16 protein-coding genes are annotated in these 15150 nt (G+C 63.7%); all 16 read right to left on the reverse strand.

The window, feature by feature from the left end:
- Positions 1-22: 22 nt before the first annotated feature.
- From BMZ57_RS20325 to BMZ57_RS20400, 16 genes are read right to left on the reverse strand one after another with little or no spacing between them, the layout of a single operon-like run.
- Complete coding sequence (locus BMZ57_RS20325) at positions 23-1249, reverse strand: beta-ketoacyl-ACP synthase (RefSeq protein WP_010213741.1); 1227 nt, start codon at positions 1247-1249, stop codon at positions 23-25.
- Positions 1249-1977, reverse strand: a complete 729-nt coding sequence (locus tag BMZ57_RS20330; RefSeq protein ID WP_044286521.1) for a 3-ketoacyl-ACP reductase FabG2 — start codon at positions 1975-1977, stop codon at positions 1249-1251. The genes BMZ57_RS20325 and BMZ57_RS20330 overlap by 1 nt, the downstream gene beginning before the upstream one ends.
- Positions 1974-2435, reverse strand: a complete 462-nt coding sequence (locus BMZ57_RS20335) for a hotdog family protein (RefSeq protein ID WP_069672820.1) — start codon at positions 2433-2435, stop codon at positions 1974-1976. The genes BMZ57_RS20330 and BMZ57_RS20335 overlap by 4 nt, the downstream gene beginning before the upstream one ends.
- Positions 2432-3598, reverse strand: a complete 1167-nt coding sequence (locus BMZ57_RS20340; RefSeq protein WP_042571358.1) for a beta-ketoacyl-[acyl-carrier-protein] synthase family protein — start codon at positions 3596-3598, stop codon at positions 2432-2434. The genes BMZ57_RS20335 and BMZ57_RS20340 overlap by 4 nt, the downstream gene beginning before the upstream one ends.
- A complete protein-coding gene (locus BMZ57_RS20345) occupies positions 3595-4077 on the reverse strand; it encodes a hypothetical protein (RefSeq protein ID WP_021493276.1) in 483 nt (160 codons plus the stop codon). The genes BMZ57_RS20340 and BMZ57_RS20345 overlap by 4 nt, the downstream gene beginning before the upstream one ends.
- Positions 4074-4808, reverse strand: coding sequence for a class I SAM-dependent methyltransferase (locus tag BMZ57_RS20350; protein ID WP_010213731.1), 735 nt, complete (start codon positions 4806-4808; stop codon positions 4074-4076). Before BMZ57_RS20350 ends, BMZ57_RS20345 begins: the two co-directional genes overlap by 4 nt.
- Positions 4805-6052 carry an NAD(P)/FAD-dependent oxidoreductase gene (locus BMZ57_RS20355; protein ID WP_254668486.1) on the reverse strand — a complete coding sequence of 416 codons (1248 nt, stop codon included), beginning with the start codon at positions 6050-6052 and terminating at the stop codon, positions 4805-4807. Before BMZ57_RS20355 ends, BMZ57_RS20350 begins: the two co-directional genes overlap by 4 nt.
- 33 nt (positions 6053-6085) lie before the next feature.
- Positions 6086-8398 carry an MMPL family transporter gene (locus tag BMZ57_RS20360; RefSeq protein ID WP_010213728.1) on the reverse strand — a complete coding sequence of 771 codons (2313 nt, stop codon included), beginning with the start codon at positions 8396-8398 and terminating at the stop codon, positions 6086-6088.
- Positions 8388-9050 carry an outer membrane lipoprotein carrier protein LolA gene (locus tag BMZ57_RS20365; RefSeq protein ID WP_069672818.1) on the reverse strand — a complete coding sequence of 221 codons (663 nt, stop codon included), beginning with the start codon at positions 9048-9050 and terminating at the stop codon, positions 8388-8390. The genes BMZ57_RS20360 and BMZ57_RS20365 overlap by 11 nt, the downstream gene beginning before the upstream one ends.
- A gap of 29 nt (positions 9051-9079) precedes the next feature.
- Positions 9080-9505: an acyl-CoA thioesterase gene (locus BMZ57_RS20370; RefSeq protein ID WP_069672817.1), complete on the reverse strand. Its 426-nt coding sequence runs from the start codon at positions 9503-9505 to the stop codon at positions 9080-9082.
- A complete protein-coding gene (locus tag BMZ57_RS20375; protein WP_010213722.1) occupies positions 9498-11039 on the reverse strand; it encodes an HAL/PAL/TAL family ammonia-lyase in 1542 nt (513 codons plus the stop codon). Before BMZ57_RS20375 ends, BMZ57_RS20370 begins: the two co-directional genes overlap by 8 nt.
- Positions 11023-11958, reverse strand: a complete 936-nt coding sequence (locus BMZ57_RS20380) for a lysophospholipid acyltransferase family protein (RefSeq protein ID WP_021493272.1) — start codon at positions 11956-11958, stop codon at positions 11023-11025. The genes BMZ57_RS20375 and BMZ57_RS20380 overlap by 17 nt, the downstream gene beginning before the upstream one ends.
- Positions 11955-12689: a glycosyltransferase family 2 protein gene (locus BMZ57_RS20385; RefSeq protein WP_042571363.1), complete on the reverse strand. Its 735-nt coding sequence runs from the start codon at positions 12687-12689 to the stop codon at positions 11955-11957. Before BMZ57_RS20385 ends, BMZ57_RS20380 begins: the two co-directional genes overlap by 4 nt.
- Positions 12682-14352, reverse strand: a complete 1671-nt coding sequence (locus BMZ57_RS20390; protein WP_069672816.1) for an acyl-CoA synthetase family protein — start codon at positions 14350-14352, stop codon at positions 12682-12684. Before BMZ57_RS20390 ends, BMZ57_RS20385 begins: the two co-directional genes overlap by 8 nt.
- A complete protein-coding gene (locus BMZ57_RS20395; protein WP_042571365.1) occupies positions 14349-14894 on the reverse strand; it encodes a COG4648 family protein in 546 nt (181 codons plus the stop codon). Before BMZ57_RS20395 ends, BMZ57_RS20390 begins: the two co-directional genes overlap by 4 nt.
- Positions 14891-15145 (reverse strand): acyl carrier protein, encoded by a 255-nt coding sequence (locus BMZ57_RS20400; protein ID WP_003187949.1) that lies wholly within the window; start codon positions 15143-15145, stop codon positions 14891-14893. Before BMZ57_RS20400 ends, BMZ57_RS20395 begins: the two co-directional genes overlap by 4 nt.
- Positions 15146-15150 lie beyond the last annotated feature (5 nt).

Genomic DNA, 15150 nt, shown 5'->3' on the forward strand with positions numbered 1-15150 from the left:
TATTCTCCAATCGATTAAAAAGTCAGGACCAGCGGCGGAAGATCAGCGACGTATTGACGCCGCCAAAGGCAAAGTTGTTGTTCATCACGTAGTCGTGGTGCATCTCGCGGAACTCACCTTGCAGGTAATCCAGCTCTCCGCATTGCGGGTCTACCGACTCCAGGTTGAAGGTGTGCACGTACTGGTCGCGGTTCATCATCTCGATGCTGAACCATGACTCCAGCGCGCCGCATGCACCCAAGGTGTGGCCGAGGAAACTCTTCTGCGAGCTGATGGGCATGCGACTGCCGAACAGACTGCTGGTGGCCAACGTCTCGGCGATATCGCCCTGGTCGGTCGCTGTGCCGTGACCGTTTACGTAGCCGATCGCGGAAGGCTCAAGCCCGGCATCTTCCAGGGCCAGTTCCATCGCACGACGCATGGTTTTCTGTTCCGGGCGGGTAGTGTGCTGGCCATCGGCGTTGCTGCCGAAGCCCACCAGTTCGGCGTGGATATGCGCACCACGGGCCAACGCATGTTCCAGTTCTTCGAGCACCAGCATGCCGCCGCCTTCGCCGATCACCAGCCCGTCGCGGCCGCTGTCGTAGGGGCGCGGGCTGGTCTGCGGCGCATCATTTTTCAGGCTGGTGGCGTAGAGCGCGTCGAACACCATGGCTTCGGTGGGGCACAGCTCTTCCGCGCCGCCGGCGAGCATCAATGGCAAGCGGCCGAACTTGATCGCTTCATAGGCATAGCCGATGCCCTGGCTGCCGCTGGTGCAGGCGCTGGAGGTGGGGATCAGCCGCCCGGTCAGGCCAAAAAAGATGCTGATATTCGCCGCCGTGGTGTGCGGCATCATGCGCACATAGGAGTTGGCATTCAGCCCCTCGGCCACCGAGTTCAGCAGCATGTTGCCGAACGCCTTGATCTCGTCGGTGCTGCCGGTGGACGAGCCGCAGGCCACACCCATGCGCCCGTCCTTGATCGACTCGTCGCCGAGCAAGCCGGCGTCCTGCAACGCCTGTTCCGCCGCCCACACCGCCAGGCGTGACACCCGGCCCATGCTGCGCAGTTGCTTGCGTGTCCAGTGAGCGGGCACGACAAAATCGTCGATCGGCCCGGCCAGGCGCGTGTTCAATTCGGTAAAGCGGTCCCACTCGTCCATGCGCCGAATGCCGCTGCGGTTGGCGCGGAAGTTGGCGGCGATGGTGTCCCAATCGCTGCCCAGGGAGGTCATGCCGGCCATGCCGGTGACGACAACGCGCTTCATCAGCACAGGCCTCCATTCACGGCCAGGACCTGGCGCGTGATGTAGCCTGCCTCGGCCGACATCAGGAAATTCACCGCGCCGGCCACTTCTTCCGGCGTACCCATGCGCTGCGCCGGGATCATCTTCATCAGTTCTTCCACCGGCACGTTCTCATCCAGCATGGCGGTGTCGATCAAGCCGGGGGCGACGCAGTTGACGGTGATCTTGCGTTTGCCCAGCTCGATGGCCAGGGCCTTGGCCGCACCGATCAAGCCGGCTTTGGAGGCGCTGTAATTGACCTGGCCGCGGTTGCCGATCAGACCGGAAACCGAGGTGATGCAGACGATACGCCCGGCCGCGCGACGACGAATCATCGGCATCATCACCGGGTGCAGCACGTTGTAGAAACCGTCGAGGTTGGTGCGCATCACCACGTCCCAGTCGTCTTCCGACAAGGCCGGGAAGGCGCCGTCACGGGTCAGTCCGGCGTTGAGCACCACGCCGTAATAGGCGCCATGTTGCTCGACATCGGCTTCCAGGATGGCTTTGCACACAGCACGGTCCGCCACATCGAACTGCAGCACCCGCGCCTTGCTGCCCAGGGCTTCAACCTCGGCCAGCACTGCATCGGCTTCCGCACGACCACTGCGGCAATGCAGCACGATGTCATGCCCGGCCTGGGCCAGGCGCAGGGCGATAGCGCGGCCGATGCCACGGCTGGAGCCGGTGACCAGTACGGATTCAGTCATGGCGTTACGTCCTTCGATTCATCTAAATAGTTAGCCGCCTGGGGCGGTCGAAATACATTCAAACGGGCGCTGGCCTGGATTCCATCACCGGTCAGGTGGCATTCGAACACACCCATGCCGTTGTCGTCTTCCAGGGAGCGCAGGCCTTGGATCGCCAGCTCAGCGCCTGTCGGGAAGCAATCCACGTTGCACTCGAATTTACGTGTGCCGAGCAGGAAGCCCAGCTCCACGGCTTCGCCTTTCTGACGCGCGCGGCAACCGGCGTAGGCGGCGACGCTTTGCGCCATCAACTCGATGCCGACCCAGGCCGGCAGGCTGCCGTCCGGGCGGTTGAACAGACCGCCGGGTTTGACGGTCATGCGGGTGTGGATCTGCTCTTCATCGAACGACAGCACCTGGTCGATCAGGATCATGTCGCCCGCGTGGGGCAGCAGTTCGGCGAGTGGCCAATCGATCATGGGGCCTCTCCGATTATCAGGCTGACATTGTTACCGCCGAAGGCAAACGAATTGCTCATCAGGCAGCGCTTTCCCAGGGGTTCTGCAGCTTGCGCCCATTGTAAAGCGGGCAGTGCCGGGTCGGCCTGGCCGTCCCACACATGGGGAGGGACGCGGTTGTGAGCCAGGCTCAACCAGCAGAACGCAGCTTCCAGCGCCCCGGCTGCGCCCAGGGTGTGGCCGCTCATGGGTTTGGTCGACGAACAGGCCACGCCGTCCGGGAACAGGCTGGCGACGGCCAGGCTTTCCATGGCGTCGTTATGTTGGGTCGCCGTGCCGTGAAGGTTCAGGTAACCAATCTGCTCGGGCTGCAGTTGGGCGCTGGCCAAGGCCTTGCGCATCGACTGCAATGCGCCTTTGCCGGTGGGCTCGGGCGCCGAGATATGGTGTGCATCGCAACTGGCGCCGCTGCCCAGCAGGGCGATGGGCGCGCGCTCCTTGCTCATCAGAAACAGCACGGCCGCTTCGCCGATGTTGATGCCGTTGCGGTTCACCGAGAACGGATTGCAGCGTTCGTTCGACACCGCGTCCAATGAGCTGAAACCGTTGAGGGTCAGCTTGCACAGGCTGTCGACGCCGCCGCAGATCACCGCATCGCACACGCCCAGGTCCAGCAAGCGCTGGGCACTCATCAAGGCGCGGGCGCTGGAGGTGCAGGCGGTGGAAATCACATAAGCCGGGCCGCTCAGTTGCAGCCAGTCGGCGAGGAAATTCGCCGGTGCGCTGAGTTCCTGTTGCTGGTAGTCGTAGTCGCCGGGGAATTGCTGTTCCCGCAGGAAGTGGGCGATGCCACGACTGGCCTCGTCGATGCCCGAGGTGCTGGTGCCGAGCACAATGCCGACCCGCGAAGCGCCGTAGGTGTGGATCGCCTGGCGGATCGCGCCCTCGATCTGCAACGCGGCTTCCAGTAGCAACTGGTTATTGCGGCTGCTTTGCTGGCCCAGCTCGGCGGGGATGGTTGCCAGCTCGCCGTGTACACCGGCCACCGGCAATACGCGCTCCGGCACCCAGCCGCTTTCGGCGCGCATCCCGCTGCAGTCACCGGCAAACAGGTTACGGCTGACTTCATCCTGGCCACGGCCAAGGGCGCAGATCACGCCCAGCGCGTTGAGGTAGGCGCTCATCGGGCGGCTCCGAGCGGCGTGATGCGGTAGCTCAAGGGCTGACCGGTGATGTTCACGCTGAAGACCTCGGACGATTGATACACAATCTGCCAATGCCCCGGCAGGGTGCGTGTCAGGTCCATGGCCTGGGCGCTGGGGTAGAGCGCGCGCACGTCATCCGCCGAGGTCAAGGCAAACAGCAACGCGGCAAACAGCTCACGCGCCTGGGGGTTGGGCGGCAGCAAGCCATCGGCCTGCCATTTGCCATCGATCAGTTTTTGGCGGGCCTGGGGGATGCCCAGCGGGTCCATCATCGACCACCGAATGCCGCCGCCTTCGCGCTGGATCACCAGCAGCCAGTCCTGGCTCTGGCCGTCGGCCAGGCGCTGCACATGCAGCTGCACCGGCAAGGCCAGGGTTGGGGTTTTCTCGGGCAGCGGCGGTTGGCTGGCGCAGGCGCTCAGCAGCAACAGGCAGGCGATCAACCACGTGCGCATCATGGGGCAGCGCTCGCCAGAGGTTTGCGTGCCACACAGTTGACCAACGTTTCCTCACGCTGGCCTACCGGCGGCGCCTTGCGCAGGCCCCAGCGTTCCAGCAGGCCGAAATCGCGGGAACGGCTCCACCACAGGTATGGATACGAGACGTGTTGCGGGCCGAATTCAAAACCCTGCTCGCGGATCATCTCCAGGTACTCTTCGGCGCTTTTCTGCACATGCATCGGGTGGCGGAACAGCCAGCGGATCACCCAGGTGTCGATATAGGCTTCGGTGGATTCGGCAAACAGCAGATAACCACCCGGCTTGAGCACGCGGTAGAACTCCTTGAGTGCGCGGTGCTGTTCCACCAGGTGGTGGAAGGTCTGGTGGCAGAACAGGATATCGACGCTTTCGTCCGGCACTTGCAAGGTGGCGCAGTCGCTGCCGATCAGCTCGATGGCCAAGCCTTGGCGCTTGGCTTCTTCACGGCTCAGTTCCAGGCTGTGCGGGTCGGCATCCAGGCCGATCAGGCGCGCGGGGGCGAACACCTGCTGCAAGTACTGGAACGATTTGCCCTGGCCACAACCGGCGTCCAGCAGTACAGGCGCTTCTGGCAAGGAGTCGGTAAACAGGCTACGCAGGTCGTTGATCGCCACGCGCAGCACATGGTGCTGCCAGGTGTGGCTGCGCAGGAACCAAAAGCCGAACTTGGTCTCTTCGACGTAGTTTTTACTCAGGTACTGACTGCTCATACCGGCTCACTCGCACAAATCTCCGATAACATCCGCAACCGGCGCTTGGGCTCGCTCACAAACGGGTTGCGCTCATCCCACGCGTAACCGGCGAGGATCGAACAGATCATCCGGCGAATCTCCGGCGAACTGTCCGGATGGAAGATCACATCCTGGAAGGTCCCGGCGTACCAACCCTCGACGTAGCAGCGGAAGGTGTCCACGCCACGTTTCAACGGCGCTGCAAATTCGCTCTCCCAGTCCACGGTTTCGCCTTTGAGCTGACGATGCAGCACGCCAGCGGCCATGCTCGCCGAGCGCATGGCGATGGTTACCCCGGAGGAAAACACCGGGTCGAGGAATTCCGCCGCATTGCCCAGCAATGCAAAGCCCGGCCCGTGCAGGGTTTTGACGTTGGCCGCGTAGCCGCCGATGGTGCGCGCGGGCGTATCCCACACGGCGTTTTGCAGCACGCCGGACAGGCTTGGGGTTTCTTCGATAAAGCCGCGCAGGCAGGCATCGAGGTCACCATCGCGGCCGTCGAAATGTTCCTTGGCCGCGACCACGCCCACCGAGCAGCGGCCGTTGCTGAACGGGATGGTCCAGAACCAGATGTCACGCTGGGTCGGATGTGTGGTTACCAGAATCTTGTTACGGTCGAAGCCAGGATGTTCGATGCGGTCTTCGACGTGGGTGAACACGGCCTGGCGCACAGGAAAGTCGGACGGCAGATCCAGGTCCAGCAAACGCGGCAGCACGCGGCCATAGCCGCTGGCATCGAGCACGAACTTGGCCTTGAGGTGGTACTCGCTACCGTTCTCACGGCGTACATGCAGGTAACGGGATTCGCCCTTGAAGTCCACGCCGACGAGGGTCTCGCCGTAGCGAATCTCCACGCCTTGCAGCGCGGCTTGATCGGCCAGCAGCTTGTCGAACTCGCCGCGCTGCACCTGGAAGGTGGTGGGCTTGCCGTTGCTGAAGGTGTCACTGAAATCAAAGGCGCTGTAGCGCTCGCCCCAGGCGAACGCTGCACCCGTTTTCACCTGAAACCCTGCGGCCTGTACCGCTTCGAGCATGCCCGCTTCTTCGATGAAGTCGATGCAGTGGGACAGCAGGCTTTCGCCGATCGAGAACCGCGGGAAATGCTGGCGCTCGATGATCAATACATCATGCCCTTTGCGCTTTAACAGCGCGGCGGCGATGGCCCCGGACGGACCGGCACCGATCACCACCACCTGGCGACGTTCCATTTCAACTATGGGCACGAGGGCTCCTTGCCACATTGGCGATAATCACATTCATAAGGCGTGTTTCTGTTGCCCGGCCCAGGGTGCCAGCATAAAGCTGAATGCCAGTCCCAGGCTGACCGATAAGCCGAAATTACTCACTGCCGGTGTACTGGATACGGCCAGCAGACCAAACGACAGCCAGGTTGTCAGCGCCGCCAGCAATGTTCCCAATAGACTGACCGCAGGGCCGCCAATCTGCTCGCGCATCAGGATCGCGTAGTCGACGCTGATCGCCGTGACCAACAGCAGGCCAAACAGGCTGAACAGCGTCAGCGGCTGACCCAGCCAACCGAGGCTGGCCAGGCTGCACAGCGCAGCAAGCAGCGGCAGCGCGACGATGCGCAAGGCACCGCCGAAGCCGAACGGCAGGATCAGCAACAGTACAATCAACACGCAGGACATCAACTTCAGTTCTGCCGCGCTGATCTGTGTGTCGGCGAACACCCGGTTCAAGTCACCCAGGCGGTCCACCAGTTGCACGCCGGGTAAATCCACCGCTTGCACCCGCAGCAGCGCCGGGTTGTTCAGGCCTTGCAGGCTGACCATCGCCGCCACGCCGCCGTCCACCGGGCCCAGCCACAAGGTGCGCCAAGGCTCGGCCAATGGGCCTACCAGTGCGGCCTCGATAGTTTGCGTAGGCAACGCTTGCAGTTGCGTCACCTCGGCTTGCAGGGCGCTGGCCGGTACGCCAAGGGCCAGCAATGGCTGCCAGTGTTGCGTCAGTGTGTTCAAGGCATCACGCAGTTGTTGCTGCTCGGCGGGCAGGCTGACCAGTTGATTGAGCGCCAGATAGCCCTTGAGCTTATCCATGTTCACCAATTGATCCAGGCGCTGCGCCAGTGCGCTTTGGCGCTCCAGCAACTGCCGCTCATCCTGCGCCCGCACCAGGAAAAACTGGCTGGTGGGCTGGAACCCGGTAATCCGCGCGACGGCCTGTGCTTCTTCCAGCAATTGCGGCGGCGCGCCGATCCATTGGCGGATATCGTTTTTGCTGTTGAGGTGCCACAGCCCACCGGCGCAAAACAGCAGCACCAGCGCCAGCAGTACGGGGCTCGGTACGCGCTTGAGCAGCGATTCGCGCACCCGCCACAGGCATTCAGCGATGCGCAGCGGCCACTGCGCCGGGCGCAACTCGACGCCTTTGAGCAGCGCCGGCAACAGGCACACGGCGGACAGGTAGGCGCCGACCAGGCCGGCAGCGGAGAACACCGCGATTTGCGTCAACGCCGGGAATGGCGTCCAGGCCAGCGCCAGGTAACCGATGCAACTGGTCGCCAGGCTCAGGCTCAGGCCGGGCAAGGTCAGGCGCAACGCCGGCCAGCTGCGCCATGGGCGCATGCTCCAGCTTTTCGACAGGTAGTGCAGCGGGTAATCCACCGCTACGCCGATCAGGCTGGAACCGAGCACCAAGGTCATCACATGCATATGCCCGAACAGCGCTACACAGGCCACCGCGCCAAACAGCATGCCCACCAGCACCGGCACAAAGGCCAGCAACACGCGCCAGCGGCGGAATGCGAGCAACAGTAACAACAGGATGCCGACGGTAGCGCCGCCGCCGACCCAGGTGATTTCCCGCGTGGCTTGCTGCTGACCATTGGCGGCGTACAGCAAGCCGCTGGCTGCCAGTAGTTGCGCACCGTGTGCGCTGGCTTGGGTGCGACTGGCCTGAAGCAGATCCGCCACCTGCAGCGGCAGTTTCATGTCGAAGGCATTGCCGGTGGTGCGCGCACGCAGCAGCACCCAGCTCTTGCCGTCGGCATCGGCGATCAGTGCGCCGCTGCCGATATCCAACTGCACCGAACCCTGTTGCGGCTGGCTGTTCTGGATACGCCCGGTGAGGCCCAGCCAGTCATCCTGGCTTGGCACCAAACTGAAGCCGGTAAAGGGGTCGAAGAGGGCTTGCACGCGCTCCTGGATAAACGCGTCGGGGTGCTCGATCAGTTGCTCGCGGTCCTTGGCCGAGAGCATCGCCAGGCGACCGCGCAGCAATTGCTCGCGCAGCGCCGGCAAATCGGCTTGCAGGTTCCACTGCACTTTTTCAAACAACCCGCTGGCCTGCCAGTGTTCGCCCAATTGCTGCGCGACGGCCACGGCTTGCTGGCGGTCGGCATGGCCTACCAATACCAGCAGCTCGCGGTTCAGCGGCTCCTGCATACGCTGTTCCGCTTGCTGCTCCAGGGCGTCCGGCGTGTTGCCCGGCACCAGCTCCATCAGGTTGGCGGACAACGGCGCGCCATGGCGCCACTGCCAGCCGGCCAGGGCGAGCACCGCGACCAGCAGGATCAGGAACAGGCGCGGCAGCAGGCGTTCACTGGGCAAAGTCGTGTTGCTCCGCGTCGCTCAATGGCTGGCTGGCGGTACTGTCCTGCATACGCAGCACGGTGCTGTCGCCTTGGGTTTCCAGCAGTTCGATGGTTTGCACCAAGTCACCACCGTCGATGTTGATCTGGGTGAAGACTTGCTTGAGCAACAGTGAGCGCGGGATCAACGTGAGCTTCCACTGTTTGGCCTCGCCTTGCAGCTGCAATTCGAAGTCACGCTGCAAGCCGCTGCTGTCGCCCTGGAGCACGGCGAGGAACAGACGGTTCTGCTCGGCGCCGGCGCTCTTGTTCGGCAGCAGTTGCCAGCCATTGGTGTCGCGGCGGGCAATGCCCTGGGGGCTGATGCGGTAGTCCTGTTGCAGCGGGGTTTTCAGCAGCCACAGCAGGCCGTGGTCCTTGGCGAGGACGAAGGAGCCTTTGCTGACCAAGGGTTGGGGCAGGGCACGCAGGTGTTTTTCCTGGGTGAAGCTGCCGTGGATCACTGAGGGTTTTGCAAGTTGGTCGCTCAGCTGCTGCAAGTCGAAGGCATGGGCCAGACTTGGAATGCCCAATAGCAGGATTAACGCGATCAAGGTGGGAGCGGGCTTGCTCGCGAAGAGCCTGAGGGCGCCGCGTAGTGTCAGGCGGATCGCCTTATCGTTGACGTCCATCGGGGGCAAGCCCCCTCCCACATGTGACCTCATTTCAAAGCCCTTTCTACGGTGTCGGTGAAGACTTTGGGGGAGGCGAGCTGCATCTCGCGGCTGGCGATTTCTACGGCGACTTGCACGGTGCTGGCGCGGGTCAAGCGCTCGCCGCTGGCCAGGTCGGTGATCAGGTAATTGACCTTCAAGCGGTTCTCCCACTCCACCAGGCTGGCGCGCACGTTGACCGTCTGGCCGAACACGGCGCCGCGCACGTAGCGCAGTTGCATGTCGATGACCGGCCAGGCGTAGCCCGACTCGAGCATCGCCGTGTAGTTGTGGCCGATCTTGTCCAGCAACGCGCAGCGCGCGACTTCCAGGTACTTGACGTAATGCCCGTGCCAGACGACGTTCATGGTGTCGACGTCAAAAAACGGCACGAGGATTTCAGTGTCGCAATGCAGCACGCCTTGGCTACGCATGCAGCCTCCAGTGTTGCTCGGCGATACGTTGCAGGCACAGGCGCAATTCGCCTTCCAGCGCACGGTCTTCGATGACCGGCGGGAAGTCCTTGGCCAGTGCTTCGTGCATCGCCGCCAGTGCTGGCGGTAACGGCCGTGCATCCTCTGCCTGGGCCCGCAGCCACACGCCCTGGTTGGCGGCGAGCAGCGTGGCGGCGGCGACCTGTTCGGTCAGTTCCAGCACGCGGATCGCATCGCGGGCGGCGATGGTGCCCATGCTTACCTTGTCCTGGTTGTGGCACTCGGTAGAGCGCGAGAACACGCTGGCCGGCATGGTGTTTTTCAATGCCTCGGCGGTCCAGGCGCTGGTACCGATCTGTACGGCCTTGAAGCCGTGATTGATCATCGCGCGGTCGGCCGGCGCGCCGGAGAGGTTGCTCGGCAGGCCGTGGTTGTAGCGCACGTCCACCAGCAACGCGAGCTGACGGTCGAGCAGGTCGGCGACGTTGGCCACCAGTGTCTTGAGGCTGTCCATGGCGAAAGCGATATGCCCGCCGTAGAAGTGCCCACCGTGCAGCACGCGTTCTTCTTCGGCGTCGATGATCGGGTTGTCGTTGGCGCTATTGAGCTCGATCTCGATGAACGAGCGCAGCCAGTTCAGGCTGTCGGCCAATACGCCGAGGACGTGGGGCGCACAGCGCAACGAATAGCGATCCTGCAGACGGTGCAGCGGCGCGGTTGGCGCATCGATCGCCAGGTCCTTGCGCAACCACGCGGCGACTTGCATCTGCCCCGGGTGCGGCTTGGCGGCGAACAGGCGCTCGTCGAAGTGTTCCGGGTTGCCTTGCAACGCCACCACGTTCAGCGCGGTGATGCGCGTGGCCAGTTGCAGCAGGTAGTCGGCGCGGGCGAAGGCCAGGCAGGCCAGGCCGGTCATCACCGCGGTGCCGTTCATCAGCGCCAGGGCTTCCTTGGGGCGCAGGACCAGCGGTTCCCAGCCCAACTCACGGTGCACGTCGATCGCCTGGCGGCGTTCGCCACGGAACATCACTTCGCGTTCGCCGGACAGGGTCGCCGCCACGTAGGACAGTGGCGTCAGATCACCGCTCGCGCCCACCGAGCCTTCTTCCGGGATCAACGGCAGCACGTCGTGTTCGAGGAACGCATGCAGGCGCTCCAGCAACTCCACGCGCACACCGGAAACGCCGTGGCACAGCGACTGCAACCTTGCGGCCAGCACCGCGCGGGTGGCTTGGGCATCGAGCAACTTGCCCAGGCCGCACCCGTGGAAGGTATACAAATGACGGGGCAGGGCCTCGACGTGCTGCAACGGCACCGCCACCACGCAGGAGTCGCCGTAGCCGGTGGTCACGCCGTAGATCACGCCTTCCTTGTCCAGCAGCGAGTCGAGGAACTGCGCGCCCTTGGCAATGCGCTGGCGATACGCGGCATCGCTCTGCAATTGGGTCGGCGCCTGACGGTTGGCCAGGGCCAGCACGTCTTCGATGCGCAAGGCGCGTTCGCCAAAGGTTACCGGCTCAAGATGCGTCGTCATCGGTCTTCCAGAAAGGGTAAAAGTTGAACCATTGTTGGGGCGCTTCCAGGCAGAACTGGCCCAGGCGCGCGGCGTAGCGCGCGGTCCACAGGGCTATGATCTGCTCGCGGGTATTGCGTTTCCATTCGATCATGTCGGCGAAAGGCTCAATGCTCAGGCGATAGCGGCTGTTGTGCTTGAGGCACATCAGCAGGTTTACCGGGCACTTGAGCAAACCGGCCAGCAGCCACGGGCCTTGGGGGAAGGCGGCGTCATGGCCGAGGAAGTCTACGCGCACCGTGCGCCCGCCGTGCAGCGGCACGCGGTCGCCGGCAATCGCCAGCCACTCGCCGTCGTCCAGACGCTGGCTGAGCAGCAGCATGGTGGCCGGGTCCAGCTCGCTGACCTGGATCAGGCGCAAATGGGTCGCCCCGGCTTCGCCCAGCAGGCGATTGAATTGCTCGGCGTGCTTGGTGTGCACCAGCACGTTCATGGTGACCTGCTCGCCAATCTCGGCAAGAGCGCGGCACACTTCCAGGTTGCCCAGGTGCGCGCCCACCAGCATCTGCCCGCGTTCGCCGCGCAGTTGTCCGCGCAATTGCGCCGGGTCGTTGATCTCGATCTGCTCCAGGCGCAGCTTGCCGTTCCACACGTCGAGTTTGTCGAGCAGCGAGTCGGCAAACGCCATGAACTGACCAAAGACTTTCCAGTGAGTGGGGCGCAGTTCACCGCGCCCGCTCCAGTCGGCCAGGCGCTGTTGGTATTGCCAGGCGCTCTGGCGCGCGGTGCGGCCAAACAGGAAGAAGTACAGGACGATGCCGTACAGCACCGGGCTCAACAAACGTCGGCCGAGGACTTTGGCGGCGAAGGCGGTGAGCTTCATCAGCCAATAACTGCCACGTTCCTCGCGGTCGGCCCAGTGTTTGCTGCTGTCGCTCATGCCTGCCACCGTCGCCACAGGATCATCGGCGCCCGCACCAACATGCCGAAAAACAACCGGGTGTGCATGGCTGAGATGCGCACGTTGTCACGAAACAACCGGAAGTGCGACAGGCCGTCGGCGGGGTAGTGCACCTGGGTCGGCAGCCAGCGCATTGGCTGGTTGCGCCAGGCCAGGCGCACCAGAATGTCGGAGTCGAAGTCCATGCGCGTGCCGATGTAGGCCGAGTCCATCAGCGCCAGCACCGGTGCCAGCGGGTACACGCGAAAGCCGCACATCGAGTCGCGGATCTGCAGCGACAAGGTGTTGATCCACACCCACACGTGGGTCAGGTAGCGCGCATACAGGCGGCCTTTGGGCACGCTGTCGTCGTATTCGGGGTAGCCGCAGATAATGGCATCGGGGTGACGGCGCGAGGTGTCGAGGAAGGTCTCGACTTCGCGCAGGTCGTGTTGGCCGTCGGCGTCGACTTGCAGGGCGTGGCTGAAGCCCAGGCGTGCGGCTTCGCGGAACCCGGCCATCACTGCACCGCCCTTGCCCTGGTTGGTGGGCAAGGTCAGTAGGGTGACGTTGTCGATCGTCGCCAGTTGCGCCAGAACCGCTGCGCAGGCCGGGCTGCTGCCGTCGTCGACCAACAGGCAAGGCAGGCCACTGTTCAACAGGCTGCGGACCACGGCGGGCACGGCCGCTTCGTGGTTGTAGACCGGGATCAGGGCGCAGGGGTTATGCATTGACGCTCTCCAGCACAATCCGACCGCTGGAGCAGGCCGCAACACCGTTGCGATAGGCGAAATACAACTTGCCGCGTTGCGCATCAAACCGCAGATGCAATTCGATAGCGTCGCCCGGCCGCACCAGTTGCTGGAACTTGAGTACTTCCATCCCGGCAAACGTTGCCGGCAAGTCGAGCAACTGCTGACCCAGATTAAACGCCCACTCCACCTGCACCACCCCCGGTAACACGGGGGTGACCGGGAAGTGCCCGCTGAAGTAGGCCAGGTCTGGCGGGACGCTCAGTTGCAAGGTCCATTCGCCGTTGGCTTCGACCTGCTCCAGTACTTCCGGGGCTTTCGGTCGTGATGCCAACAAGAGCCCCTCGACTTGCGCCTGGGGCAGTTTGCCCTGGCTGTTCAGGTGCAGCTGGCGCAGTAACCGCCAGCGCCGCGGCAGTGCCAGGGCTTCGCAATGTTGGCTCAAGTGTTGGCGCAGGGTTTGCGTGAGCGTGCGACGGCCCTGATTGCGCAACGCATGCAGGCCCTCGTCACTCAGTACCACCAGGGCGCCAAGGGACGCGCGGTTTTCCTGCACCACCCCCAGGCGGGTTTCCGCGACCCACGGGTGGGTCATCAGCGCGTGTTCCAGCATGGGCAGGGAGATGCGTTTTTCTTCCAGCTTGACGATGCGATCCAGACGACCCAGCAGCTCGAAGCGGCCATCGGCATGGATACGTGCAGCGTCGGCGGTTTGTTCGATGTGCCCTTCAGGCAGATACGGTGAAGCAATGCGCAGGGCGCCGTCGGCATCCTGGCTCAGGTGCACGTCGGCAAACGGCTGCCAAGGCTGCGCACCCTGGCGCCAGGCGATACCGCCGGTTTCCGAACTGCCGAGGATCTCTGTCGGCCATTGCTGCAAGCGGTCATAAAGGCTGCCGGCGGCTTCCACGGGCAGTGCGCCGCCGGAGGAAAACACCCGTGACACTTGGCTTAGCGCCGGCCAGTCGAGGTTGTCGCCCATGCGCTTGAGCAGCGCCGGGCTGGCGACCCAGGCAAAATGCGTGTGCTCGCGGCTGGCGCGCTGCAAATCTTCGGGGAAGGCCAGTTGCTTGCGCACAAAGGTACGTCCGGCGCACAGCGGCCAGAGCACTCGGAACAGCAAGCCGTAGATATGTTGAGTGGCAACGCTGCCGATGATGCACGCGTCTTTTAGGTCCGGGCCCCACAGGGTTTCCAGTGCCTCGACTTCATTAGCCAGCTGGCGCAGTGTCTTGTCGATGCGCTTGGGCTCGCCGCTGGAGCCGGAGGTGCACAGGCTCAGTTGGCAGCTGTCCAGATCGAGGGCGGCGGGGCTCAGTGGTGTTTGAAACAGTGCGTCCAGGTCAGCTGCTTCGGTCAGCCAGGCGTCAACGGCGGCGTCCCAGCGCTGACGGGTCTGAGGTTGCAGGTCGGCGGGCAGCAGCACGCTGACCCCGGCGCGCCAGGCGCCCAGCAGGGCAATCGTGAGCAGGCCTGCATCTTCCAGGTACACGGCCAGGCGCTGGATGCCGCGCGCTTGCAGGCCTGCGGCCAGGCTCAAGGACTGCGCCCACAGCTGGGCATGATCCATTGCAGGTTCGGTGGTGACCGGACGCTGTTCCAGCGGCTCAAGCAGCAAGTGCTCAAGTTTCAACCCATTCATACGCGGCCTCGAACCCTTTGTCGTACCAGCCATTCCACGGCAAACAACAGCCCCATCAGCCCGTAGGCGATCAGGCCGTTGTACAACGTCCACCAGCTCAGCGGCGCCCACAGGGTGAGGGCGGCGGCGAGCAGGCCATTACACAGAAAAAACACACTCCACACCACGGTGACCTGGCGGGTATACACAATGGCTTGCGCGGGCAACACCGGGTCGGTCATGCGCGCCAGGCGCTCGACCATCGGCGGGCCGTATTTGAGACTCAGGCCGAACAGCGCCAACATAAACCCGCTGACCAGGCTCGGGTACCAGCGCAGCAGGTGCGGGTTGTCGAACCAGGCCAGCAACAGGCAGAACACCATCACGGCCAACGCCATCCAGCGGCTGCCGGGGCGTCGCGCACCGGTCAGCGCGCGCAGCAGCCACAGGCCGCCCAGCAGCAGCCCGAATTGCCACGGTGCGAAGTGTTCGGTGCCGTAATACACCGCAAAGGGGTACAGCAGCCCCGCCAACAACAGGCCAAGGCCGATCAGCCGGCTCATGCGGCCGGCTGGACCAGACGGTACACCGCCTCAACCACGTCGTTCACGGTACGCACGGCCTTGAATTCTTCGGCGGCGATCTTCTTGCCGGTTTGGCGCTTGATATGGTCGATCAAGTCGACGGCGTCGATGCTATCGATTTCCAGGTCCTGGTAAAGGTTGGCGTCAAGGGTGACGCGTTCCGGCGGCAGTTCAAACAGTTCCACCAAGGCGTCGCGCAAGGTGTTGAAAATATCGTCACGAGTTTGCATGGTCC

Source organism: Pseudomonas simiae (genome assembly GCF_900111895.1).
Lineage (GTDB): Bacteria > Pseudomonadota > Gammaproteobacteria > Pseudomonadales > Pseudomonadaceae > Aquipseudomonas > Aquipseudomonas simiae.